The 22889-nt window shown below is 70.9% G+C and carries 17 protein-coding genes and 1 tRNA gene; 15 read left to right on the forward strand and 3 right to left on the reverse strand.

What is annotated here, in order from left to right; all coding sequences use genetic code 11:
• Nucleotides 1-706: 706 nt before the first annotated feature.
• Entirely contained in the window at nucleotides 707-2110 is a 1404-nt protein-coding gene (gene gndA / locus SZ60_RS15980) for an NADP-dependent phosphogluconate dehydrogenase (RefSeq protein ID WP_043597872.1), read from the reverse strand.
• Nucleotides 2111-2311: 201 nt separating this feature from the next.
• Here gndA and SZ60_RS15985 point away from each other — a divergent pair, with 201 nt between their 5' ends.
• From SZ60_RS15985 to SZ60_RS16045, 13 genes are all read left to right on the forward strand, one after another.
• Nucleotides 2312-2854, forward strand: coding sequence for a gluconokinase (locus SZ60_RS15985; RefSeq protein ID WP_231567199.1), 543 nt, complete (start codon nucleotides 2312-2314; stop codon nucleotides 2852-2854).
• 310 nt (nucleotides 2855-3164) lie between these two features.
• Nucleotides 3165-3800 carry a 50S ribosomal protein L25/general stress protein Ctc gene (locus SZ60_RS15990; protein ID WP_043597793.1) on the forward strand — a complete coding sequence of 212 codons (636 nt, stop codon included), beginning with the start codon at nucleotides 3165-3167 and terminating at the stop codon, nucleotides 3798-3800.
• A gap of 60 nt (nucleotides 3801-3860) precedes the next feature.
• Complete coding sequence (pth, locus tag SZ60_RS15995; protein WP_043597796.1) at nucleotides 3861-4451, forward strand: aminoacyl-tRNA hydrolase; 591 nt, start codon at nucleotides 3861-3863, stop codon at nucleotides 4449-4451.
• Nucleotides 4452-4548: 97 nt separating this feature from the next.
• On the forward strand, nucleotides 4549-8160 hold the full coding sequence (mfd, locus tag SZ60_RS16000; RefSeq protein ID WP_043597878.1) for a transcription-repair coupling factor: 3612 nt from the start codon (nucleotides 4549-4551) through the stop codon (nucleotides 8158-8160).
• 2 nt (nucleotides 8161-8162) lie between these two features.
• Nucleotides 8163-8933 carry a MazG nucleotide pyrophosphohydrolase domain-containing protein gene (locus SZ60_RS16005; protein WP_043597797.1) on the forward strand — a complete coding sequence of 257 codons (771 nt, stop codon included), beginning with the start codon at nucleotides 8163-8165 and terminating at the stop codon, nucleotides 8931-8933.
• A 416-nt stretch (nucleotides 8934-9349) separates the two neighbouring features.
• On the forward strand, nucleotides 9350-9931 hold the full coding sequence (locus SZ60_RS16010; protein ID WP_043597881.1) for a TetR/AcrR family transcriptional regulator: 582 nt from the start codon (nucleotides 9350-9352) through the stop codon (nucleotides 9929-9931).
• Nucleotides 9932-10160: 229 nt separating this feature from the next.
• A complete protein-coding gene (hisS, locus tag SZ60_RS16015; RefSeq protein WP_043597799.1) occupies nucleotides 10161-11402 on the forward strand; it encodes a histidine--tRNA ligase in 1242 nt (413 codons plus the stop codon).
• A 102-nt stretch (nucleotides 11403-11504) separates the two neighbouring features.
• A complete protein-coding gene (gene eno, locus SZ60_RS16020) occupies nucleotides 11505-12785 on the forward strand; it encodes a phosphopyruvate hydratase (RefSeq protein WP_043597801.1) in 1281 nt (426 codons plus the stop codon).
• An 85-nt stretch (nucleotides 12786-12870) separates the two neighbouring features.
• Nucleotides 12871-13428: a septum formation initiator family protein gene (locus SZ60_RS16025; protein ID WP_043597803.1), complete on the forward strand. Its 558-nt coding sequence runs from the start codon at nucleotides 12871-12873 to the stop codon at nucleotides 13426-13428.
• Nucleotides 13425-13982 (forward strand): DUF501 domain-containing protein, encoded by a 558-nt coding sequence (locus SZ60_RS16030; protein ID WP_043597805.1) that lies wholly within the window; start codon nucleotides 13425-13427, stop codon nucleotides 13980-13982. The genes SZ60_RS16025 and SZ60_RS16030 overlap by 4 nt, the downstream gene beginning before the upstream one ends.
• A 5-nt stretch (nucleotides 13983-13987) precedes the next feature.
• A complete protein-coding gene (locus tag SZ60_RS16035; RefSeq protein ID WP_231567200.1) occupies nucleotides 13988-15235 on the forward strand; it encodes a S8 family serine peptidase in 1248 nt (415 codons plus the stop codon).
• Nucleotides 15236-15274: 39 nt separating this feature from the next.
• Complete coding sequence (locus SZ60_RS16040; RefSeq protein WP_082060232.1) at nucleotides 15275-16834, forward strand: NAD(P)/FAD-dependent oxidoreductase; 1560 nt, start codon at nucleotides 15275-15277, stop codon at nucleotides 16832-16834.
• A gap of 77 nt (nucleotides 16835-16911) precedes the next feature.
• Nucleotides 16912-16985, forward strand: a tRNA-Leu gene (locus SZ60_RS16045).
• 664 nt (nucleotides 16986-17649) lie between these two features.
• Here SZ60_RS16045 and SZ60_RS16050 read toward each other — a convergent pair.
• Nucleotides 17650-19878 (reverse strand): hypothetical protein, encoded by a 2229-nt coding sequence (locus SZ60_RS16050; protein ID WP_156155647.1) that lies wholly within the window; start codon nucleotides 19876-19878, stop codon nucleotides 17650-17652.
• Nucleotides 19879-20095: 217 nt separating this feature from the next.
• On the opposite strand from SZ60_RS16050, the gene SZ60_RS16055 reads away from it, so the two are divergent.
• Complete coding sequence (locus SZ60_RS16055; RefSeq protein WP_043597810.1) at nucleotides 20096-20677, forward strand: LemA family protein; 582 nt, start codon at nucleotides 20096-20098, stop codon at nucleotides 20675-20677.
• A gap of 25 nt (nucleotides 20678-20702) precedes the next feature.
• On the forward strand, nucleotides 20703-21608 hold the full coding sequence (locus SZ60_RS16060; RefSeq protein ID WP_043597813.1) for a M48 family metalloprotease: 906 nt from the start codon (nucleotides 20703-20705) through the stop codon (nucleotides 21606-21608).
• Here the strand turns inward: SZ60_RS16060 and SZ60_RS16065 are convergent.
• Nucleotides 21605-22861: a winged helix-turn-helix domain-containing protein gene (locus SZ60_RS16065; RefSeq protein WP_043597816.1), complete on the reverse strand. Its 1257-nt coding sequence runs from the start codon at nucleotides 22859-22861 to the stop codon at nucleotides 21605-21607. The two genes, SZ60_RS16060 and SZ60_RS16065, sit on opposite strands and share 4 nt — an antisense overlap.
• Nucleotides 22862-22889: the final 28 nt, after the last annotated feature.

Raw genomic sequence — 22889 nt, forward strand, 5'->3', positions numbered from 1 at the left:
GCCGTGACCGCACTCCCACCCCGGGGCATCTCCGCCGGCCCCGCCCCGCCGGGCCCGGCCCGGCCCGGCCCCGCCCCGCCCTACCCCGCCCGCTCGTCTGCGGTCGGCAACTCCGGAGTTCGGTTGCGTCGCGCCTCCTGCGGGACGTTCCGGTGGTCGTTCTCCTGAGTTGCCGACGTGGGCGGGGTGACGTCGGGCTGCGAGGGGCGTGACCCGGCCCGGTCCGGCACGGCCCGGCCCGGCCCCGCCTGGCACGGCCCTGCCCGCTCGTCTGCGGTCGGCAACTCGGGAGTTCGGCTGCGCCGCGCCTCCTGCGGGCCGTTCCGGTGGTCGTTCTCCTGAGTTGCCGACGTGGGCGGGGTGACGTCGGGCTGCGAGGGGCGTGACCCGGCCCGGTCCGGCAGGCACGGCCCGGCACGTCCCGGTGGCGGTGGCGGTGGCGGTAATGGTCGGGTTCGGCTCGCGATGCCGCTCGTCTGCGGTCGGCAACTCCGGAGTTCGGTTGCGCCGCGCCTCCTGCGGGCCGTTCCGGTGGTCACTTTCCTGAGTTGCCGACGTGGGCGGGACGGCATGGGGAAGAGCCGAGGTCCCCTCCGGCGGGCGACGAACGGGCGTGCCCGCCGACGCCGGCCGCCGCAGCGGCACCGCATCGACGGGCACGCCCGTCAGAACGCAGGAGGCGCGGTGAGCGCCCCCCTGGCGCTCGTCAGTGGGTCGACGGCTCCGTCTCGATCTCGGAGCGGTCGCCCGACCAGAGGGTGTGGAACGTGCCCTCCTCGTCGACGCGCTGATAGGTGTGGGCGCCGAAGAAGTCGCGCTGTCCCTGGATGAGCGAGGCGGGCAGACGTTCGGACGCGAGCGAGTCGTAGTACGACAGCGCCGAAGCGAACCCGGGCACGGGGATGCCCGAGAGGGCGGCCTTGGCGACGACGCGGCGCCAGGCCTCTTCGCCGTCGCGGACGGCCGCGGCGAAGTAGTCGTCCTCGAGCAGGGTCGCGATCGACGCGTCCTTCTCGTAGGCGTCGACGATGCGGTTGAGGAACTGTGCGCGGATGATGCAGCCGCCGCGCCAGATCTTGGCGATGGCGCCCTTGTCGATGTCCCAGTCGTACTCGTCGGCACCGGCGATGATGGCGTCGAAGCCCTGGGCGTAGGCGACGATCTTCGAGGCGTAGAGGGCCTTCTGCACGTCGTCCTCGAAGCCGTCGCCGGCCTCCTGGATCGTGGGTCGCCCCTGCAGGGTCTTCTGCACCGCCGCGCGCTGGGCGGGTTTCGACGACACGGCGCGGGCGAAGACGGCCTCGGCGATGCCGCCGACCGGCACGCCCAACCCGACGCTGTTCTGAACGGTCCAGACGCCCGTGCCCTTCGAGCCGGCCTGGTCGACGATGGAGTCGACGAGCGGGCCGTCGGTCTTGGCGTCGGTCTGGCGCAGCACCTCGGCCGTGATCTCGATCAGGTACGACTCGAGCTCGCCCTTGTTCCACTCCTCGAAGACCGAGGCGATGGCGGCGGGCTCGTGGCCGCCGACCCGGCGCAGCAGGTCGTACGACTCGGCGATGAGTTGCATGTCGGCGTACTCGATGCCGTTGTGGATCATCTTGACGAAGTGGCCCGCGCCGTCGGCTCCGACGTGCGTGACACAGGGTTCGCCCTCCGCGACCGCCGCGATCGACGCCAGGATCGGGCCGAGCGTCTCGTAGGCCTCCTTCGAGCCGCCGGGCATGATGGACGGACCCTTCAGGGCACCCTCCTCGCCGCCCGAGATGCCGGCACCCACGAAGTTGAGTCCGCGCTCCTTGAGGGCGGCCTCGCGTCGGCGCGTGTCCTGGAAGTTCGCGTTGCCGCCGTCGACGATGATGTCGCCCTCGTCGAACACGTCGGCGAGCTGGTCGATGACGGCGTCGGTGCCGCGACCGGCCTGCACCATGATGATCGCGGTGCGCGGCTTCTGCAGCGAGGCCGCGAAGTCCTCGATCGACTTCGAGGGGACGAACCCCGCGTCGCCGTGCTCGTCCATCAGGGTGTCGGTGCGTTCGGGGGAACGGTTGTAGACCGCGACCGTGTTGCCTTCGCGGCTGGCGAGGTTGCGAGCCAGGTTCGAGCCCATGACGGCCAGGCCGACGACTCCGATGTTCGCCTTGGCGGTGGACTGCGCTGCTGCTCCGTGTTCGGTCACGGTGCCTCCTTCTCGGTCGATGGTGATCGCAGACTATGCCTCGGTGCCGAGCGTCCGACAGGCACCGTCCGTACCCCTCCCGGACGGCTCGCCTAGGGTTGACGCGACCGTGTTCCCGATCGAAGGCCGTCCGTGACCGACCAGCCCCACCCCGCTCCCGTCCCGCCCGTCGTCGTGATGGGGGTCTCCGGATCGGGCAAGTCGACCGTGGGCGAGCTGCTGGCAGAAACCCTCGGCATCCCGTTCGTCGACGCCGACGACCTGCACCCCGAGGCGAACCGCCGCAAGATGGCCGAGGGGCACCCGCTCGACGACGACGACCGGTGGCCGTGGCTCCGCATCGTCGCCGACCGCATCACCGCCGCGGGCGACGACTCGGTCGTCGTGGCCTGCTCGTCGTTGAAGCGGGCGTACCGCGACGTCCTGCGCGAAGGCGACCCGCGCCTCCGGTTCGTGCACCTGACCGGCGTGCGCGACCTCGTCGCCCGTCGCCAGCGGGAGCGCAAGGGGCACTTCATGCCGCCCGGGCTGATGGAGTCGCAGTTCGCCACCCTCGAGCCGCTGGCCGACGACGAGGCCGGGTTCGAGGTCGACGTGCGTCCCGGCCCGGACGACGTCGTGGCGACGGTCGTGGCCCATCTCGAGGCCGTGCGACGAGGCGAGCTCGAACACTGATCGTGCGCCCTCTCGGGCGGACGGACCAACTGACCGTGCGCCCTCGCGGGCGGACGAACCAGAGGAGGCGCGGGTTGGCGACACGCCCGGCCGACGTGTAACCTGGGCAGCTGAACCTCGGCGAGGGGTGCTCCGGCACCCGTGATCGACGCGGTAGGCAGGCGCTCGGTGCTCAGGCACCACTCGTGCAGCGGTGATCGTCCTTCGGGCGGCGCCCCTCGGGTTGCGGGTCCTTCCTCACGCGATGCGCGTTCGAGTTGACACCGACCACACACCCCCGGGCCGTCCGCGGCCCCTGCAAGGAGACGACATGTCCGACCAGAACACCCTCAGCGCCCTCGTGCGCACCAGCTTCGGCAAGGGCGCGGCCCGCAAGATCCGCGCGAACGACCAGATCCCCGCGGTCATCTACGGCCACGGCACCGACCCCCAGCACGTCACGCTGCCCGGTCACGAGACCATGCTGATCACGCGTCGCGCCAACGCCGTCATCACGCTCGACATCGAGGGCACGAACCAGCTCGCCCTCGTCAAGGACATCCAGCGCGACCCGGTCAAGCAGACCATCGAGCACATCGACCTGATCGTCGTCCGCCAGGGCGAGAAGGTCACCGTCCAGGTCCCCGTGCACGTCGAGGGCGAGTCGGCTCCCGGCACGATCCACGTCGTCGAGCTCAACGTCGTCGAGCTCGAGGTCGAGGCCACGCACATCCCGCAGAGCGTCGTCGTCTCGATCGAGGGCCTCGAAGAGGGCGCCCAGATCTCGGCCGCCGACCTCGCCCTGCCCAAGGGCGCCACCCTGGTCAGCGAGCCCGAGACCCTCGTGCTCGCCGTCTCGGTGCCCCAGCTCGACCTGACGACCGACGCGGTCTCCGACGAGGACGGCGAGGCCGCCGAGGCCGAGGGCGACGTCGACTCCATCGAGGACGAAGAGCGCTCCGAGTAACACGGCGCACCCCGAACACCCTGCCGGCGCAGACCCACTGAGAGAACGACGACCACGACGATGGCACTCGACGACCAGTGGCTCGTGGTCGGGCTCGGCAACCCCGGGCCCGGCTACGCCGGCAACAGGCACAACGTGGGGCAGATGGTGTTGGCCGAACTGGCCGACCGTCTGTCCGCCGGCTTCAAGAACCACCGCACGAACGCGACGGTCGCCGAGGGGCGTACCGCCCCCGGCGGCCCTCGCTTCGTGTTGGCCAAGCCCGCCACGTACATGAACGTCTCGGGCGGTCCGACGCAGGCGCTCCTGCGGTACTACGACCTCGACGTGTCGCGGCTGATCGTCGTCCACGACGAGCTCGACATCGACTTCGACGTCGTCCGGCTGAAGCACGGTGGTGGCCACGGCGGCCACAACGGCATCCGCGACATCATCGCCGCCACCGGCTCGAACGAGTTCACCCGGGTGCGGGTCGGCATCGGCCGTCCCCCCGGCAGGCAACCCGCCGCCGACTTCGTCCTCAAGGACTTCTCGTCCACCGAGCGCAAAGAGCTGCCGTTCCTGATCGGTGACGCGGCCGACGCCGTCGAGATGATCGCGACCGACGGGCTCACGGCAGCCCAGCTGAAGTTCCACACCGCCAAGAGCTGACCGGCTCGCCGGATGCCGACCGCCGCGGGCCCGGTGCCGGTGTCGCCGTCAGCGAACCCCGGCCGCGGTGTCGGTGGTGCCGCGTAACATCATGCGGGTGATACTCGCGGGCTTGATCCAGGCGCTCTCGCGCGCCTCCACCTTCTCTGCCGCCCTCGACCGGGCCGCACGCAGCACCGACTTCTCGGTCGTCGACGGCCTCCGCGTCCCGTTGCTCGCGGGGCTGCTCGACCGTCGCGAGGGTCCGCAGGCGATGCTGGTCGTCACCGCCACGGGCCGCGAGTCCGAGGCGGTCCGGGGGTCGCTCGACAGTTACCTGCCCGAGGCCGAGATCATCGAGTTCCCGGCGTGGGAGACCCTGCCGCACGAACGCCTCAGCCCCAGCGCCGAGACGGTCGGCAAGCGCATCCACGCCCTGCGACGCCTCGCCACGTGGCAGCGCGAGGCGGCCGAGGCGCCCGGCTCCGTGCGGCCGATCGTCGTCGTCGCGGGCGTGCGTGCCGCTCTCCAGCCGCTCAGTGACAACCTCGTCGAGCTCGACCCCGTGCGTCTCACGGTCGGCGAACGCGGGCACGACCTCTCGGGCATCGCCGTGCACCTCGTCGACCTGGCGTACGCCCGGGTCGACATGGTCACCCGTCGGGGCGAGTTCGCCGTCCGGGGTGGCATCCTCGACGTCTTCCCCCCCACGGCCGAGCACCCCGTCCGCGTCGACTTCTTCGGCGACGAGGTCGATCAGATCCGTCGCTTCTCGGTGGCCGACCAGCGCAGCCTCGACGGCGAGGTCCCCTCGGTCGAGCTGCCGCCCAGCCGCGAGATGCTGCTCACCGAGGCGGTCCGCCAACGGGCACGAGAGATGCAGCACGAGTTCCCCAGCCTCTCCCAGATGCTCGCGAAGATCGCCGAGGGCATCCCGGTCGAGGGCATGGAGAGCCTGGCGCCCGCGCTCGTGCACCGGCTGGTGCCGGTGACGCACTATCTGCCGGCCGGCGCCTCCGTCGTCGTCCTCTCGCCCGAGCGGGTGGTGTCGCGCGCGCAGAGTCTGGCCGAGACCAACCGCGAGTTCCTGTCGGCCGCCTGGAACGCCGCGACCGCCGGTGCCGAAGCGCCGATCGACCTCGACTCGGGCGACTTCCTCAGCCTCCGCGACCTGCGCGAGGCGGCCGGCGACAGGTCCTGGTTCACGATGAGCGGCTTCGACTCGGGCGAGGTCCTGTCCGACGACGAGGCCGTCGCGTCGGCCGGTGACTACGTGCGGGTCGACGCCGCCGTCGTGCCGAGCTTCAGCGGCCACGCCGAGGGAGCCCTCGAGCACGTCGTCGAGCGCGTGCGTGACGGCTGGTCCGTCGTCGTCACGGCACGCGGCGTGGGCCTCGTCGAACGGGCCCGCGACGTGCTCGCCGAGCGCGAGGTCGCCGCCCGACTCGAAGAGAACCTGCCCGACAGGCTCGAACCCGGCGTCGTCCACCTCGTGGCCGGTGGCGTCGAGGCCGGATTCGAGCTGTTCGAGTCCAAGATCGCCGTCCTCGGCGAGTCCGACTTCTACGGCCGTTCGGCCAACTACGACTCGCGCCAGGTCAAGAAGCTCGCCACCCGACGCAAGAACGTCGTCGACCCCTTGCAGCTCAAGCCGGGCGACGTCGTCGTGCACTCGACCCACGGCATCGGCAAGTTCCTCGAACTCACGAGTCGCGAGGTGTCGAGCGGCGGGAAGAACGCCGTCAAGCACTCCCGCGAGTACCTCGTCCTCGAGTACGCACCCTCGAAGCGCGGCTATCCCGGCGACAAGCTCTACGTCCCGACCGATCAGCTCGACCTGCTCAGCCGTTACGTGGGTGGTGAAGCCCCGTCGCTCAGCAAGATGGGCGGCGGTGACTGGGCGGCCGCCAAGGGCAAGGCGCGCAAGGCCGTCCGCGACATCGCCGTCGAGCTCGTCAAGCTGTACTCGGCCCGCATGGCGAGCAAGGGTCACGCGTTCCCACCCGACACCCCCTGGCAGCGCGAGCTCGAAGAGGCCTTCCCGTTCGCCGAGACCCCCGACCAGCTCACGACCATCGACGAGATCAAGGCCGACATGGAGCGCCCGATCCCGATGGACCGCCTGCTCTCGGGTGACGTCGGCTACGGCAAGACCGAGGTGGCCGTCCGTGCCGCGTTCAAGGCGATCCAGGACGGGAAACAGGTCGTGATGCTCGTGCCGACGACCCTGCTCGTGAAGCAGCACTTCGACACGTTCACCGACCGCTTCGCCGGGTTCCCCGTGCACCTCCGCAGCCTGAGCCGGTTCCAGACCGCGAAGGAGTCGAAAGAGACGATCGCCGGGCTCGGTGACGGCACGGTCGACATGGTCATCGGCACGCACCGGCTGCTCAGCGAGAGCATCTCGTACAAGGACGTGGGCCTCGTCATCATCGACGAAGAGCAGCGTTTCGGCGTCGAGCACAAGGACGCCCTCAAGAAGCTCAAGACGAACGTGGACATCCTGGCCATGTCGGCGACCCCGATCCCGCGGTCGCTCGAGATGGCCGTGACGGGCATCCGCGAGATGTCGACCCTGGCCACGCCGCCCGAGGACCGCCACCCGATCCTCACCTTCGTCGGCCCCGAGAGCGACCGCCAGAAAGCCGCGGCGATCCGGCGCGAGTTGCTGCGCGAGGGACAGGTGTTCTACGTGCACAACCGCGTGTCGAGCATCAACCGCATCGCGGCGCAGATCGCCGAGCTGGTGCCCGAGGCCCGCGTCGCCGTCGCCCACGGTCAGATGGCCGAGTCGACGCTCGAGCAGGTCATGGTCGACTTCTGGGAGCGCAAGTTCGACGTCCTCGTCTCGACCACCATCATCGAGACCGGCCTCGACATCGCCAACGCGAACACGTTGATCATCGACCGGGCCGACAAGTACGGCCTGAGTCAGTTGCACCAGCTCCGAGGTCGCGTCGGCCGAGGCCGGGAGCGCGGCTACGCGTACTTCCTCTACGACGCCGACAAGCCGCTCAGCGAGACCGCGCAAGACCGGCTCGAGACGATCGCCGCCAACAACGAGCTCGGCGCGGGCATGCAGGTCGCCCTGAAAGACCTCGAGATCCGCGGCGCCGGCAACCTGCTCGGCGGCGAGCAGTCCGGGCACATCGCCGGTGTCGGCTTCGACCTGTACCTGCGCATGATCGGCGAGGCCGTCAGCTCGTTCCGCGGCGACGTCGCCGAGGGACAGACCGAGCTGCGCCTCGAACTGCCGGTCGACGCCCACGTGCCCGAAGAGTACGTCGAGAGCGAGCGACTGCGCCTCGAGGCCTACCAGAAGCTCTCGACGGCGAGTTCGCCCACCTCGACCGACGAGCAGATCGATTCGGTGCTCGACGAGCTCACCGACCGCTACGGCGAGCCCCCGGCGCCCGTGCTGGCCCTCATCGAGGTCTCGCGTCTGCGCCGTGCGGCCCAGAAGGCCGGGCTCAGCGAGGTGGTCGTCATGGGCAGCAACCTGCGCGTCGCGGGCATCGACCTGCCCGACAGCATGCAGGTGCGCCTGCAGCGCATGTACCCGGGTGCGCGGTGGTTCGCGCAGGCGAACGCCGTCAGCGTGCCCTTGCCGCGCGCTCACGGGCAGTCGCCGAGCGACGACGAGCTGATCGTCTGGGTCGAGCAGCTGCTGTCGGCGATCTACTCCGCCCCGGTCGCCCGTCCGGCGACCGACACGGCCGCGGCGAACTGACCGTGTCGGCCCGGCGGGCGGGCGGCGCCCCGGACGACCAGGCGCGGGGCGGCCTCGAGCCCGGGGCAGGTGTCCGGCTCGACGAGCTCGTCGGCGTGGTCGACGCCCTCCTCGCCGACGAGGGCGGGTGCGCCTGGAACAGGGCGCAGACCCCTCGATCCCTCGTGACCTATCTCGTCGAAGAGACCTATGAGCTCGTCGAGGCGATCGAGGACGGCACCGTGGACGACCTCCGGGAAGAGCTCGGGGACGTGCTCTACCAGGTGGTCTTGCACAGCGCTCTGGCTGCGCGCGCCTCCTCGGGGTCGTTCGAACTCGCCGACGTCGTCCGCGACGTCGCCGAGAAGGTCGTCCGGCGTCATCCTCACGTGTTCGGGGCGGACCGGGCCGACGGCGTCGACGACATCGTCCGTCTCTGGTCGGCGGCGAAGGCGGTCGAGAAGTCGCAGCGGACGAGTGCCTACGACGGTGTCCCGGTCGGGCAGCCGGCTCTCGCCCGGGCTCAGAAGCTCGACGCGCGTCGGGCCTCCGCGGGCGCGGCACGGCCTGCGTCGGATCATGCGCCGACGGTGACGTCGAGCACGGACGTCCCCGTCGCCCGGGCCGGGTCGAGTGAGCTCGCGTGGGGCAGGGCGCTGCTCGCCCGGGTCGACGAGGCCACCGATCACGGCATCGACGCCGAGCGTGCCCTCCGGGCGGCCGTGCGCGAACGCGAGACACTGCTTCGGCGAGATGAGGCGGGACCAGCCCGAGAAGGACGGGCCGAGGGGTGACGGGCCCGAGGGGAACAGGCCGAGAACGGATCGTCCGAGAACGGATCGTCCGAGCACGGGGCGTCTGACGCAGCCCCGGTCGAGCAGGTGCCCCCTCAACCCGAATGAGGGGGCACCTCGGCGTCGCCTGCTCAACCCGAATGAGCGGCGAGGCCGGCGCTCGTCCACCAGCGGATCGGCCCGAGGGGCAGCGACCCGGCGGAGATCGAGTGTTGTCCTCAATGTAGAGGGTGATTGCTGACATGTCAAAAGACGACATGTCGGTCTACTCGTCGTCCGGTTCGACGGTGTTCGGCGGGGCAGCGAGACCGTCGATCGGCCGACCGGTCGGCCACGGCAGACGTCTGTTATGGTCCACTACGACGACGGCGACCGCGCAGGGCGAGTACGACTCGTCGGCACGAAGGAGCGGCACCATGCCTCGCAAGCCTGACCCCACCCGCAAGCCCGAACTGCTCGGTCAGATCCTCGAGCACCTCCGGGGTCGCTCCCTCGCCACCGTGTCCTTCCGAACCCTTGCCGAGGCCCTCGGGGTCAGCACGTACGTCTTCGTCTACCACTTCGGCAACCGGGCCGAGCTCGTCGCCGAGATCGTCCGTGCCGTCGTCGCCCGCAACGACGGACTGCTCGCGGTCGCGGTCTCCGAGCTCGATCGTGAGGCGTTCGGCAAACACCTGGCGAAGGTCTGGCACGACGTCTCCACCGAACGGGGACGCGACCTGCATCGCCTCGAGCTCGAGGCGGCCCTGCTCGAGACCGTGGCGGGCGAGGCCGATGGCACTGCGCGCGGGACCGTCGGCCGGTGGGTCGACCACGTCGCCGACTGGCTCTCGGCGAACGGAGTCGCGGCAGCCGAGGCCAAGGTCGCGGCGCGGGTCTTCGTCGACGCGTTCTTCGGTCTGCAGTACGACGCCATCGTCTCGGGTGACGGGCGTCGAGCGTCTGCGGCCTACAAGGAGTCGGTCGAGACCCTGGTCTCTCGCGTTCCTCGCGACTGACCCAGCCTGGCGTGGGTCTCGGTCGGGGTCTCCGGTGAGGCGGAGCCGGGCCGAACGCATGGCGCCCGACCCGGCCCGGGCCCTCACCGCAGGGAAGGGAGGGCCTCGAGGTGTGACCGGCACGCAACCCGATTCGCGCCGACCACCCGAGAAAACCATAACGTAGAATGTGACATGCCTGCAACTCGGCACGACCTCGGGGGCTCGGCGTCTCTGGGATGATGTCCTCATGCCGACCCCCGTCAACCCGCCGCGCGGCATGCGCGACCACCTGCCCGCCGACAAGAGGCGCCGCGAGGGCGTCCTCTCGGTCATCCGGGGCGTCTACCGCTCCTACGGCTTCGACGAGATCGAGACCCCCGTCGTCGAAGAGAGCTCGCGCCTCCATTCGGGTCTGGGGGGCGACAACGAGAAGCAGGTATTCGCCGTGCTCCGGCGCGGCCTCGACCTCGACGACCTGCGGTCGGCCGAGAGCGTGCTCGGACTCGCCGATCTGGGGCTCCGTTTCGACCTCACGGTGCCGCTCGCACGCTTCTACGCGTCACACCGAGCCGAGCTCCCGACGGTCTTCCGCTCCGTGCAGATCGCTCCGGTGTGGCGGGCCGAGCGTCCGCAGAGGGGGCGCTACCGCCAGTTCGTCCAGTGCGACATCGACGTCCTGGGCGAGGCCGGGCCCCTGGCCGAGATCGAACTGATCCAGGCCACGACCGCCGTGCTCGACGCCCTCGGTCTCACCGGGACGACGATCCGCGTGAACGACCGCCGCATCCTGCTGGCGATGCTCGCGCACTGGGCCGTGCCCGAGGCGCTCACCGACCAGGCGCTGATCGTCGTCGACAAGCTCGACAAGATCGGCGTCGACGGAGTCGTGGCCGAACTCGTCGACCTCGGCGTCACCACTCCCGGTCTCGGCGAGGCGCTCACCCAGCTGGCCGACGCGTCCTGGGCCACCGGCGAGGCCGACGACGCTCCGTGGCTCGACCGCGCGGCCTTCGCCGACCTGGTCGCGCTGCGCGAGGCACTGCCGGGATCGACCCTCGAGTTCGATCCGACCCTGGTCCGTGGCATGGGCTACTACACGGGCACGATCTTCGAGATCGCCCACCCCGACGTGCCCTACTCGCTCGGCGGTGGCGGTCGCTACGACGGCATGATCGGCCGCTTCCTCGGCAGCGACGTGCCCGCGGCCGGTTTCTCACTGGGATTCGAACGCCTCGTCGACCTGGTGACGCTCGAGGCCGACGGCGACGAGGGTCTCGCGCTGGTCTACGACAAGAAGGTCGAACCGGTCGAGCTGCTCGCCCTCCAGCGTGCGCTCCTGGCGGGCGGTGAGCGACGCGTACGCCTCGAGAAGAAGGCCAAGAACTTCACCAACCAGCTCGACGGCCTGGCGGCGGCGGGCTTCGGCCGGTTCGTGACCGTGCGCGGGGGCGAGTCGGTCGCCGACCTCGAGGTCCGCACGATCGGCTGACCGCCTCCCACCGCTCCTCGCCACGAACCAGAGCAGGAGGCGCGGCTAAGCTGGGCCGCGGACCTCGCGTCCCCAGACGAACGACTACTAAGGAGCTCTCCAGTGGCAGCAATCGACGCCGTAGGCGCCCGCGAAATCCTCGACTCGCGGGGCAACCCCACCGTCGAGGTCGAGGTCTTGCTCGAGGACGGCACGGTGTCGCGTGCGGCCGTCCCCTCGGGTGCATCGACCGGGGCCTTCGAGGCCTACGAGCTGCGTGACGGCGACAAGAGCCGTTACCTCGGCAAGGGCGTGCTCAAGGCCGTCGCCGCCGTCATCGACGAGATCGGCCCCGAGGTCGAGGGTCTCGACGCCACCGACCAGCGCCTGATCGACCAGGCCATGATCGAGCTCGACGGCACCGACAACAAGAAGCGCCTCGGCGCGAACGCCATCCTCGGCGTCTCGCTGGCCGTGGCCCGTGCGGCGGCCGACTCGGCCGACCTGCCCCTGTTCCGCTACCTCGGCGGGCCGAACGCGCACACGCTGCCCGTCCCGATGCTCAACGTGATCAACGGCGGTTCGCACGCCGACAGCAACGTCGACATCCAGGAGTTCATGATCCTGCCGGTCGGCGCGTCCTCGTTCGCCGAGGCGCTGCAGTGGGGTGCCGAGACTTACCACGCCCTCAAGAGCGAGCTCAAGGCCAAGGGCCTCTCGACCGGACTGGGCGACGAGGGTGGCTTCGCGCCGAACCTGGACAGCAACCGCGCCGCGCTCGACCTGCTGGTCGAGGCCATCACCAAGGCCGGCTTCACCCCCGGCAAGGACCTCGCCCTGGGACTCGACGTGGCGTCGAGCGAGTTCTACTCCGACGGCAGCTACACCTTCGAGGGCGAGAAGCGCGACTCGGCCTTCCTCGCGAACTACTACGCCGACCTCGTCGCGTCGTACCCCCTCGTCACCATCGAGGACCCGCTCGACGAGGACGACTGGGAGGGCTGGGCCCACCTGACGAGCGAGATCGGCTCGAAGACGCAGATCGTCGGTGACGACCTCTTCGTCACGAACCCCGAGCGCCTCGCCAAGGGCATCAAGGCCGGCGCCGCCAACTCGATCCTCGTCAAGGTCAACCAGATCGGCACGCTGACCGAATCGCTCGACGCGGTGGCGCTCGCCCAGCGCAGCGGCTACACGACCGTCCTCTCGCACCGTTCGGGTGAGACCGAGGACACCACGATCGCCGACCTCGCCGTCGCGACCGACGCGGGCCAGATCAAGACCGGCGCACCCGCCCGCAGCGAGCGCGTCGCGAAGTACAACCAGCTCCTCCGCATCGAGGAAGAACTCGGCGACGCCGCGGTCTACGCCGGGTACAGCGCTTTCCCGCGCTTCTCCGCCTGACGCGACCCGCGCCTCCTCGGGGCCCGTCCTGCTCGTGCGGGGCGGGCCTCCGTCGTTCCCCAGAGACGTCGTTTAGGCTCGTCGCATGCCCCGTGAGACCGCGAACCGCCGTGTGCCGGTGACCCTGCCGACCGGCGAGACGCCGACGGGCCACTGGCTGCGCTCCATCCGGTTCTCGGGATTCAGCGTGCTCATGCTGGTCATCCTCGTCATGTTCGTCGTCATCCTCGCCCCCTCGCTGCGCACCCTGATCCAGCAGCAGCAGCAGATCGCCGCCCTTCAGGACGACGTCCGGCAGCAAGAGCAGTCCGTCGACGAGTTGAAAGAGGACGTCGCGCGGTGGAGCGACCCGGCGTACATCGAGGCGCAGGCGCGTGATCGCCTGCTCTACGTCTATCCCGGCGAGTACAGCTACCTCGTGATGGGCGACGACGCGGCTCAGACCCCCGGCACGGCTCCGGGCACCGGTACGACGATCAGCGATTCGCTGCAGACGCCCCAGGTCGACTGGGTGGCGGCCATGACGGCCTCGGTGCTCGACGCCGGCCTGAGCGACGAACCCGCGACCGAACTCGTGGCCCCCGACATCAGCGGCAGCCAGGTGCCCGCCCCGACCTCCGAGCAGACAGGTGGCACGCCGTGACCACGCCCCCCTTCGACCCCGTCACCGACCACGACGTCCGCGTCGTGACGGCCCAGCTCGGGCGCCCCGCGCGCGACGTGATCGGCATCGCCGCGCGGTGCGTCTGCGGTGCACCCACCGTCGTGGCGACGAGGCCTCGTCTGACCGACGGCACGCCCTTCCCGACGCTCTACTACCTGTGCCACCCCGGTGCCACGGCTGCCGTGTCGACCCTCGAGGCCACCGGGGTGATGGCCGAGTTCACCGACCTCCTCGAGTCCGACCCCGCGCTACGGAGCCGGTACCAGGCCGCCCACGAGGCCTACCTGGCCGACCGTGAGGGCATCGAGCACGTCGACGAGATCGATCACGTCACGGCGGGCGGCATGCCCGAGCGGATCAAGTGCCTGCACGCCCTCGTCGGCCACTCGTTGGCCGCCGGGCCGGGCGTCAATCCGTTCGGAGACCTCGCCCTCGAGCGCGCGTCGTGGAGTCCCGACGTGTGCCGGTGCCCCGACTTCCTGGCCGACGACCAACCGTCCGTCGCCGCTTCCGCGATCCGCGGGGGAGCCTGACGCGCGTGCGCCGTTCCGGGGGGTTCGTGGTGGCGATCGTGCTGGGGGCCCTGGTCGCGGCCGTCGTGCCGGCGTCGGCCGCGTCGGCCGATCAGGTGCGAGACGCCGAGTACTGGCTCGCCGACTACGGCATCCAGCGGGCGTGGCAGACGACACGTGGTGCGGGGACGACCGTGGCGGTGATCGACACCGGTGTCGATTCGTCGGTGCGTGAACTCCAGGGCGCCGTCGTCGGCGGCACGGACGTCTCGGGGCTCGGCTCGCCCGACGGCCAGACGCCGGTCGGCGAGGACCCCAACCACGGCACGCTGGTCGGATCGATGGTCGCGGGCCGCGGCACCGGGTCGGGCGACGGTGTGATCGGTGTCGCGCCCGAGGCCGACCTGCTCTCGGTGTCGGTGGGCTTCGGCTCGACGGCCGTGGACTCCGACGACCAGATCGCCCGAGCCGTGCGCTGGGCGGTCGATGCCGGGGCGGACGTCATCAACATGTCCCTCACCCGCAACACGCTCGACTGGCCGACCAGTTGGGACGACGCCTTCCTCTACGCCATGCAGCACGACGTCGTCGTCGTCGCGGCGGCCGGCAACCGCGGCAGCGGGACGACCGAGGTGGGTGCACCGGCGACGATGCCGGGCGTCCTGACCGTCGCCGGGGTGGACCGGCAAGGAACGGCGAGCTTCGACGCGTCGAGTCAGGGCATCACGATCGGCGTGGCCGCTCCCAGCGAAGACCTGGTGGGTGTCGGTCCCGGCGACGTCCACTACAGCTGGAGCGGCACGAGCGGGGCCACCCCCCTCGTCGCGGGCATCGTCGCGCTCGTGCGCAGTGCCCACCCCGAGCTCGACGCCGACGACGTCATCAACCGAGTGGTGGCGACGGCCGCCCCGAAGGGCACCACGACCCCCGACCCCCTGTACGGCTACGGGCTCGTCGACGCCGCGGCGGCCGTCACCGCCTCGGTGCCGACGGTCGCCGAGAACCCGATGGGCGACCTGGCCGAGTGGATCAGGGTGCACCGGCGAGCGGACGTGCCGGCGCCGTCGGCGCAGGCGTCGAACCCGGCCGTCGAGGCGCCCGTGCCGACGCCGGTGACCGATCCGGGGCAGCCGTTGGCGGTCCTGCTGCCCACCGTCGAGACCATGAGGTCCACGGGCATCCCCTTGATCGTGTTCACGGTCTTCGGCGGAGCGGCCGTGCTCGTCGCCGTCGGCGCGGTCCGCCAGTTCAGGCGTGCGCGGCGGTCGGGGTAAGGTCGTCTGCGACACCCCCACCTCAAGGAGACATTCGCCGTGCCCAAAATCCTGATCGTCGGCGGCGGCTACGCCGGTTTCTACACCGCCTGGAAGCTCGAGAAATGGCTGCGCGCGGGTGAGGCCGAGGTCACGATCGTCGACCCGTTGCCCTACATGACGTACCAGCCGTTCCTGCCCGAGGTGGCCGCCGGCTCGATCGAGCCGCGCCACGCGGTCGTCGCCCTCCGACGCCACCTCAAGAAGACGAACGTCGTCACGGCGAAGGTCACCGGCGTGGACCACGCTTCGCGGACCGCCACCATCACGCCCGAGGTGGGCGACGCCTGGACGATGCAGTACGACCAGATCGTCATGACGGCCGGTGCCGTGTCCCGCACCTTCCCGATCCCGGGCGTGGCCGACGAGGCCATCGGCCTCAAGACCATCGAAGAGGCCGCCGCGATCCGCGACAAGGTGCTCACGAACTTCCAGAAGGCGGCGAACCTGCCGGCCGGTCCCGAGCGAGACCGTCTGCTCACGGTCGTCGTCGTCGGCGGTGGCTTCGCCGGCATCGAGGTCTTCGCCGAACTGCGCAGCTTCGCCAGCGACCTGCTCAAGAACTACCCCGACCTCACCATCGACGACACGCACTTCCACCTCGTCGAGGCGATGGGCCGCATCATGCCCGAGGTCTCGCTCGAGACGAGCCACTGGGTGCTCAAGAACCTCGCCGAACGCGCCGCCACGGTCCACCTCGACACGCAGCTGCAGTCGGCGGTCGGCGGCAAGATCGAACTCTCCACCGGTGAGTCGTTCGAGTCCGACCTCATCGTCTGGACGGCCGGCGTCATGGCCAACCCGATGGTCCGCGGCACCGACTTCCCGCTCGAGCAGCGCGGACGCATCACCGTCAAGGCCGACCTGCGCATCGTCGACGGCGAGACCGTCGTCCCCGACGCCTGGGCCTGTGGCGACGTCGCCGCCACCCCCGACCTCACCGGGAAGGGCGTGGGCGGGTTCTGCGTCCCGAACGCCCAGCACGCCGTCCGCATGGGCAAGCGCCTCGCGAAGAACATCGTCGCGTCGCTCCGTGGTGAGGGCCTCGTCGACTACAAGCACGAGAACCTCGGTGCCGTCGCCGGCCTCGGTCTGAACGTCGGGGTCTTCCAGAGCGGCAAGTTCGCCATGAAGGGTTTCCCGGCCTGGGCCGCCCACCGTGGGTACCACGGCATGGCCATGCCGTCGTTCGAGCGCAAGTTCCGCGTCGTGGGCGGCTGGTGGAACAACTTCTGGTTGGGGCGCGACATCGTGTCGCTCGACAACCGTGAGCGTCCCCGCGCGGCCTTCGAAGAGTTCGCCTCGCGTCCCAAGCCGGCCGTCGAGGCGCCCGCCGAGGCGACCGCTCCCGCATCCGTCGGTGCCGGCCAGCCCGCCGGCGAGGCCGGTCCCGCGTACGCGAACCCGGTCGAGGACGACGGCACGGCGAAGAAGGGCACGGCCGAAGGGGTCGAGGCCGCTGCGAAGGCTCCTCGCAAAACTCCCGCCCGCAAGCCCGCCGCCAAGAAGACGGCGACCGGCGAGACCGCGGCAACCGACGGAGCAACCGCCTCCGAGTGACCCTCGAGCACGTTCGAGACGCCCGCCCGCTGCCTGCAGCGTGGCGGGCGTCCGCGTCTCGTAGGCTGGTCGTTCGGGCCCCCGTAGCCCAATCGGCAGAGGCAGGCGACTTAAAATCGCTTCAGTCAGGGTTCGAGTCCCTGCGGGGGCACCTGCCACCCGTGGCTGCACGGGGCACCTGCCCCCGAGGCGGCACGAGGACCTGTGCCCTGAGGCTGGGGGCCCGCCCGCGCCTCCGTCCCCTTGTGGAACGCAGCCTCTCGTCGTCGACCCCGCCCGCGCCTCCTGATGTCGGCCGCGCCTGTCGCCCCGCCGCGCCCTGATGCGCCAGCCCCCGCCTCTCCAGCGCCGCGCCTCGCCGTCGCCTCCGCGCGCGTCGGCAACTCAGGAAATCGGCATGCTGGTGGGCGTGCAGCGCCCGCCGCTGTGTCGTTCTGCTGAGTTGTCGTCTGCGGTCGGGGCTCTGTCCGGCGGCCGGGACAACCGTCTCACCCGCTTCGCCGCGCCGCTCCCGCCCCGGCCGCCTCGCCTCGCCTCGCCTCGCCTGGCCTCGCCTCGCCATGCTCTGCCTGCGGGTCGTCGGCAACTCAGGAGATCGGCGCCTTCGCGGGGCCGGCGAGCCTGTTCGTGCGTCGTCCACCTGACGTGCCGACGACGGCGGTCGCAGGAGGCGCGGCGCGACCCGGGACTGCAGTCGGGGGCATCGCAGTCAGGGGGTGGCAGTCGGCAGGATCACCGTCGGCCGGACCGCAGTCGGCGGTCTGGCGCCCGGCCGGGCCACGGCACGCGTGGCCACCGCCAAGGGGCGCGTCGGGTCAGGCGTCGTCGGGAGGGATCTCGACGAACGACGTCCAGAGCCACACGGCGAGGCAGAGCCCTGCCGTGACGGCGGCGGCCACGACCGCCCCTCCGACGGGGAACGACGACGAACCGCCCGTCAGCACGGCGGCCGCCGCAGCCACGCCGACCACGCTGAGTCCGACGTGCAGCGGGCGCGACCAGGCCCAGATCCGCCGACCCGGCAGGGAGCTCACGGGGACGAGTGTCAGCACGAGGGACCCGAGCCCGGTCAGGCAGACCGTCGCGCTCGTCTCGAGGGCCAGCTCGGTGACGAACCCCCCGGTGGCGGGCAAGGCCCCGTGGACGGCCCAGGCCGCGGCCGACACGGCCACCAGGGTGACGACCTGGACGAGCGCCAGCAGCCCGGCCTCGCGATCGTCCACCGCGTCGGTGCGGCCGTGGCGCGCCGGCGACCGGGGTGCTGCGGCGAGGCTGCCGACGAGCACCACGCCGAGCACGAGGGGCGGGTCGAGGCCGAGCAGCCGCGTGACCGCGCACGCGACGACGGCGACGAGAAGGAGGCGCGGTGACATGCGGACGTGCCCCTCGCGTTCTCGGGCACGCCCCATCAGCCGGGTGGGGACGACGACGACGAGCAGGTTGACCAGGGCGACCCCGATGACGATCCCGGCGAACAGGCGCGCGTAGCGGACCTCGTCGTCGAGGCCGGCCGCCAGCGCGACCACGGCGGCTCCGGCGGTGACGGTCAATGCGGCGGCGAGGCGGGGGTCGAGCGTGGCGGTCGAGAACGAGGTGGGGAGCTCGCGGCGACGATTGCGGCCGGTGAGCCGTGGGCCACGAGGCACCAGTCGGCCTCTGAGTGCCGTGGCCAGCAGTCGTGCCGGGGCGACGACGAGCAGCACGAACGCGGCTGCCAGGCCGAGAGCGAGCAACCACCCCGTGCCGCCCATCGTCTGGCCGAGCGAGGGCAGGTCGCGGCCGAAGGTCGTCGCGACGGCCCAGGAGTCGGTCGTCGGCGTGGCCGCCTCGGGCCGGCCCCCGCCGCCGTCGCTCGGTGTGCCTCCCGAGCCGTCTCCGGGCACCGTCCCCCCGGGCGTCCCGGGAGTCGGCTCGGTCGGGACGGCAGGACCCCCGGATGCGCCGGGCCCCGGTGTCGGTGCCGGTGCGGCCGAGGACGACGGAGGCGCGGGTTGCGCGGCCGACGACGTCACCGTGATCGAGATGCCCGCGCTGGGCGGCCCGACGTTCACCGACGAGTCGATCTGGGCGGCCTGGACCACGTGCTCTCCGTCGGAGACAGCGGCGTCGGAGGACGTGCAGCCCCATGCGCCGTCGGCGACGGTGGCCTGGCAGACGGGGGTGCTGTCGACGTACGCGGTGACGGTCGCGCCGTCTTCTCCCGTCCCCGAGAAGGTGAGGGGTTGCGTGGCGAATCGTTCGCCGGCCCGGGGCGAGAGGACGGCCGGCGCGGCGGGTGGGTCGCGGTCGATCGTGACGGTGACGCCGGTGGAGGTCGAGGACCGGGGCACGGCGGGAACGGATCCCGAGGACTGGGACGCGGTGACCGTGTACCGGCCGGTCGGCCAGGTCGTCGACGGGAGCACCGCCGACCAGGCCCCGGATGCGTCGGCCGTCACCGAGACCGGCGCCGCGCCTCCGTCGAGGGTCACGCGAGCACCCGCGAAGGCGGTGCCCGCGACCTTGCCGCCGACAGCGGGTCCGCCCTGGACCGTCGGCGGACCGAGCACCGAGAACGGAGCGCTGATCGCGTCGCCGACCACGGCCGAGTTCGTGACGTCGCGGACCGTGAGGGTCTGGTCGGCACCGTCCTCGAGTGTCACCGTGCACGACCAGGGGACGCCGGTCGTGCCTCCGGTGGGCAGGGTGACCTCGCAGAGGGCCCGACTGGGGACGCGGGGGTCGAGCACCCTCACGGTGGCTCCGGACGTGCCCGTGCCGCCGACCACGACGGCGTTCACGTCCTGATCGCCGACGTCGCGGATGGTCGGTGTGACCGGAACGGGACCGGGCTGGCCGTTCGACGGGACGGGTGTGGGTGTGCCCGAGGGGTTGCCTGCGGCATGGGCGCCGACGCCGACCCACAGGACGAGCGAGAGACCGAGCACGACCGCCGCGAGGGTCGACACGATGCGTCGCCCGCGTCGCGGCACGACCAGGAGCCGTTCGTCGACCGAGGTCGACGGACGCGTCGGATGCAGGGTCGGCGACTCGAACACTGTCACCCATTCAGCACGTTCTCGGGGTACAAGTCAATCCGTTGCGCGGGGGAGATGCCCGGCGGAGCGCCCGTCGGGAGTCTGCTCCGAGATCTCCCGACGGGCAGGGAGCCCACATGCAGCGCATTTATAGTGTCCAACGGGCTCCCGACGACCCGACCCAGGTCGCGGGCGACCATCCGGCGCCCGCCGTCATCGGTCCACCACCTAGGAGTGACACGTCATGCAACCGGCCACGATCGGCATCTTGGTAGCAGCAGGGATCATCGTCCTGCTCGCGGTCATCATCGGCATCTACCTCTGGGCCACCTACAACTCGTTGGTGACCCTCAAGGTGCGCGTCGACGAGGCGTGGAGCGACATCACGATCCAGCTGAAACGCCGGGCCGACCTGATCCCCAACATCATCGAGGCGGTCAAGGGATACGCCTCGCACGAGTCGTCGGTGTTCCAGAACGTGACAGCGGCCCGTGCCGAGACCATCGGGGCCGGCACACCGGCCGAGGCGTCGGCTGCCGAGGGGCACATGCAGACCGCCCTGAAGAGCATCTTCGCCGTGGCCGAGGCCTACCCACAGCTCCAGGCGAGCCAGAACTTCTTGCAGTTGCAGTCCGAGTTGGTCGACACCGAGGACAAGATCCAGGCCGCCCGCCGCTTCTACAACGGCGGCGTTCGCGAGTTCAACACCAAGAACCGCGTCTTCCCCAACTCCCTATTCGCCAAGCGGCTGGGTTTCAGCGAGCGGGACTTCTTCGAGGTCTCCGAGCCGTCGGCGATCGCCGAACCGCCGCGCGTCCAGTTCTGATCCAGCCCGAGTCGTCCTCGACACCGTGTACTCCGCGATCTCGCGCAACAAGCGCAACACCGTCTTCATCGTCCTGATCTTCCTGGTGATCGTCGGGGCTCTCGGGTTCGCCGCGAGCGCCATCTGGAACAACGGATCGATCGGTTTCCTGGTGCTCGGCGGTGCCGCGGTGTACGCCGTGATCCAGTACTTCGCAGCCAGCGGGCAGGCACTCTCGATGAGCAACGCCCAGCAGGTCGACGGTGTGACGGCTCCGCGGCTGTACCGCACGGTCGAGAACCTCAGCATCACGATGGGCATGCCGATGCCCAAGGTCTACGTCGTGGTCGATCCGGCCCCCAACGCCTTCGCCACGGGGCGCGACCCGGAACACGCCGTGGTCGCCGCCACGACCGGCCTGCTCGAGATCATGGACGACAGCGAGCTCCAGGGCGTGATGGCTCACGAGCTCGGCCACGTGAAGAACTACGACATCCGTGTGTCGACGATGGTGTTCGGCCTCGTCGTGGCCGTGGGATTCCTCGCCGACATCCTGTTGCGCATGTCGTTTTTCAGCGCGTTGTCCGGGGGGAACCGCAACTCGAACAACAACGGTGGGGGCGGCGGGAACCCGGTCTTCCTGGTGCTCGGTCTGGTGGCCATGATCATCGCGCCTCTCGCCGCGGCGGGTGTCCAGGCCGCCGTCTCGCGTCAGCGCGAGTACCTCGCCGATGCCACCGGGGCGTTGACGACGCGGTACCCCGAAGGTCTCGCCCGAGCCCTCGAGAAGCTCGGTGCCCAGGGGCGGCCCATGCGGCAGCAGAACACCTCGATGTCGCACCTCTGGATCAGTGATCCGATGAAGCCCGGCATGATGGACCGACTCTTCAGCACGCACCCTCCGCTCGCCGATCGCATCCAGCGTCTGCGACAGAACGCGGGGACCTTCTAGTCGAGGCGGCGGACCGCGGCGTCGGCGTCTGACTCGGCGTGGCCGGCCAGGGGCGCTCGGAGGGCTCCTGCCAGGTCCCCGCGGTCGGCGACCTCGACCGCGCCCAACCCTTGCCAGGCGGCTGCCCGGCGCAGCGTCGTCGCGAGCCGCTCGACGTCGATGGGGAGGTCGCGCTCACGCCACGCCGACTGCACCCGCAGGACGCCCGCCTGACGATCGCTCTTGAGGTCGACCCGCCCCACGAGCTGGTCGTCTTGCAGGACGGGCAGCACGTAGTAGCCGTGCACTCGCTTCTCGCGGGGGGTGTAGATCTCGATGCGATAGCGGAAGCCGAAGAGGCGCTCCGCCCGGGGCCGGTGCCAGACCACGGGGTCGAACGGCGACAGCACGGCGTCGGCCTCGAGTCGACGGGGTACGCGGGCGTCACGGTGCAGCCACGCGGTCGCACCCCAGCCCGGAACGACCACGGGCTCGACGACTCCTTCGTCGTGCAACTCGCGCAGGGTAGGCGCGACGTCCGCGACCTTGAGGCGGAAGTAGTCGGCGAGGTCGGCGGCCGTCGCCACCCCGGAGGCGCGGGCCGCGTGGGCGACGAGGCGCCGGTGGGCCTCGTGACGGTCGACGTCGACGGCCAGGATCTCGGCCGGCAGCACCTGTTCGGGAAGTGCGTAGACGCGCTCGAATCGACGGCGACCGGCGCTGACCAGGGCGCCGGTGCGGAACAGCGATTCGAGACCGCGCTTCACGTCGCCCCACCCCCACCACGGGCCCGTCCGGTCGGGCTGGGGGAAGAGGGCGGCGTCGGCCTCGACCAGGCTGGCAGGCAGAGGCCCCTTGTCACGGATCTCGTCGAGCAGCCAGCGTTCCATGCGCGGACTCGTGGACAGCCACGACGAGGCGTCCCCCCGCCACTTCACGTCGTAGTCGCGCATGCGCCACCGCAACAGGGGCCAGGTCGACACCGGGACGATGGCCGCCTCGTGGGCCCAGTACTCGACGTACCGCCCGCGGGGAGCGAAGGTGAGACGGTCGAGGGTCGCGCGGTCGTACGCGCCCAGGCGTGCGAACGCGGGCAGGTAGTGGCTGCGCTCGAACACGTTCACCGAGTCGATCTGCAGCAGTCCGAGACGATCGACGAGGCCGTTCAACTGCCGCGTCCCCGGGCGGGCCTGACCGCCGACGGGCCTCCCGAAGCCCTGGGCCGCCAGGGCGACTCGACGGGCCTGGGCGGGGGAGAGCTGCTGACGGGGCACGCGGACGACTGTAGCCACGGCCACCGAC

This window comes from Frigoribacterium sp. MEB024, assembly GCF_000878135.1.
In the GTDB taxonomy this organism is placed as follows: domain Bacteria; phylum Actinomycetota; class Actinomycetes; order Actinomycetales; family Microbacteriaceae; genus Frigoribacterium.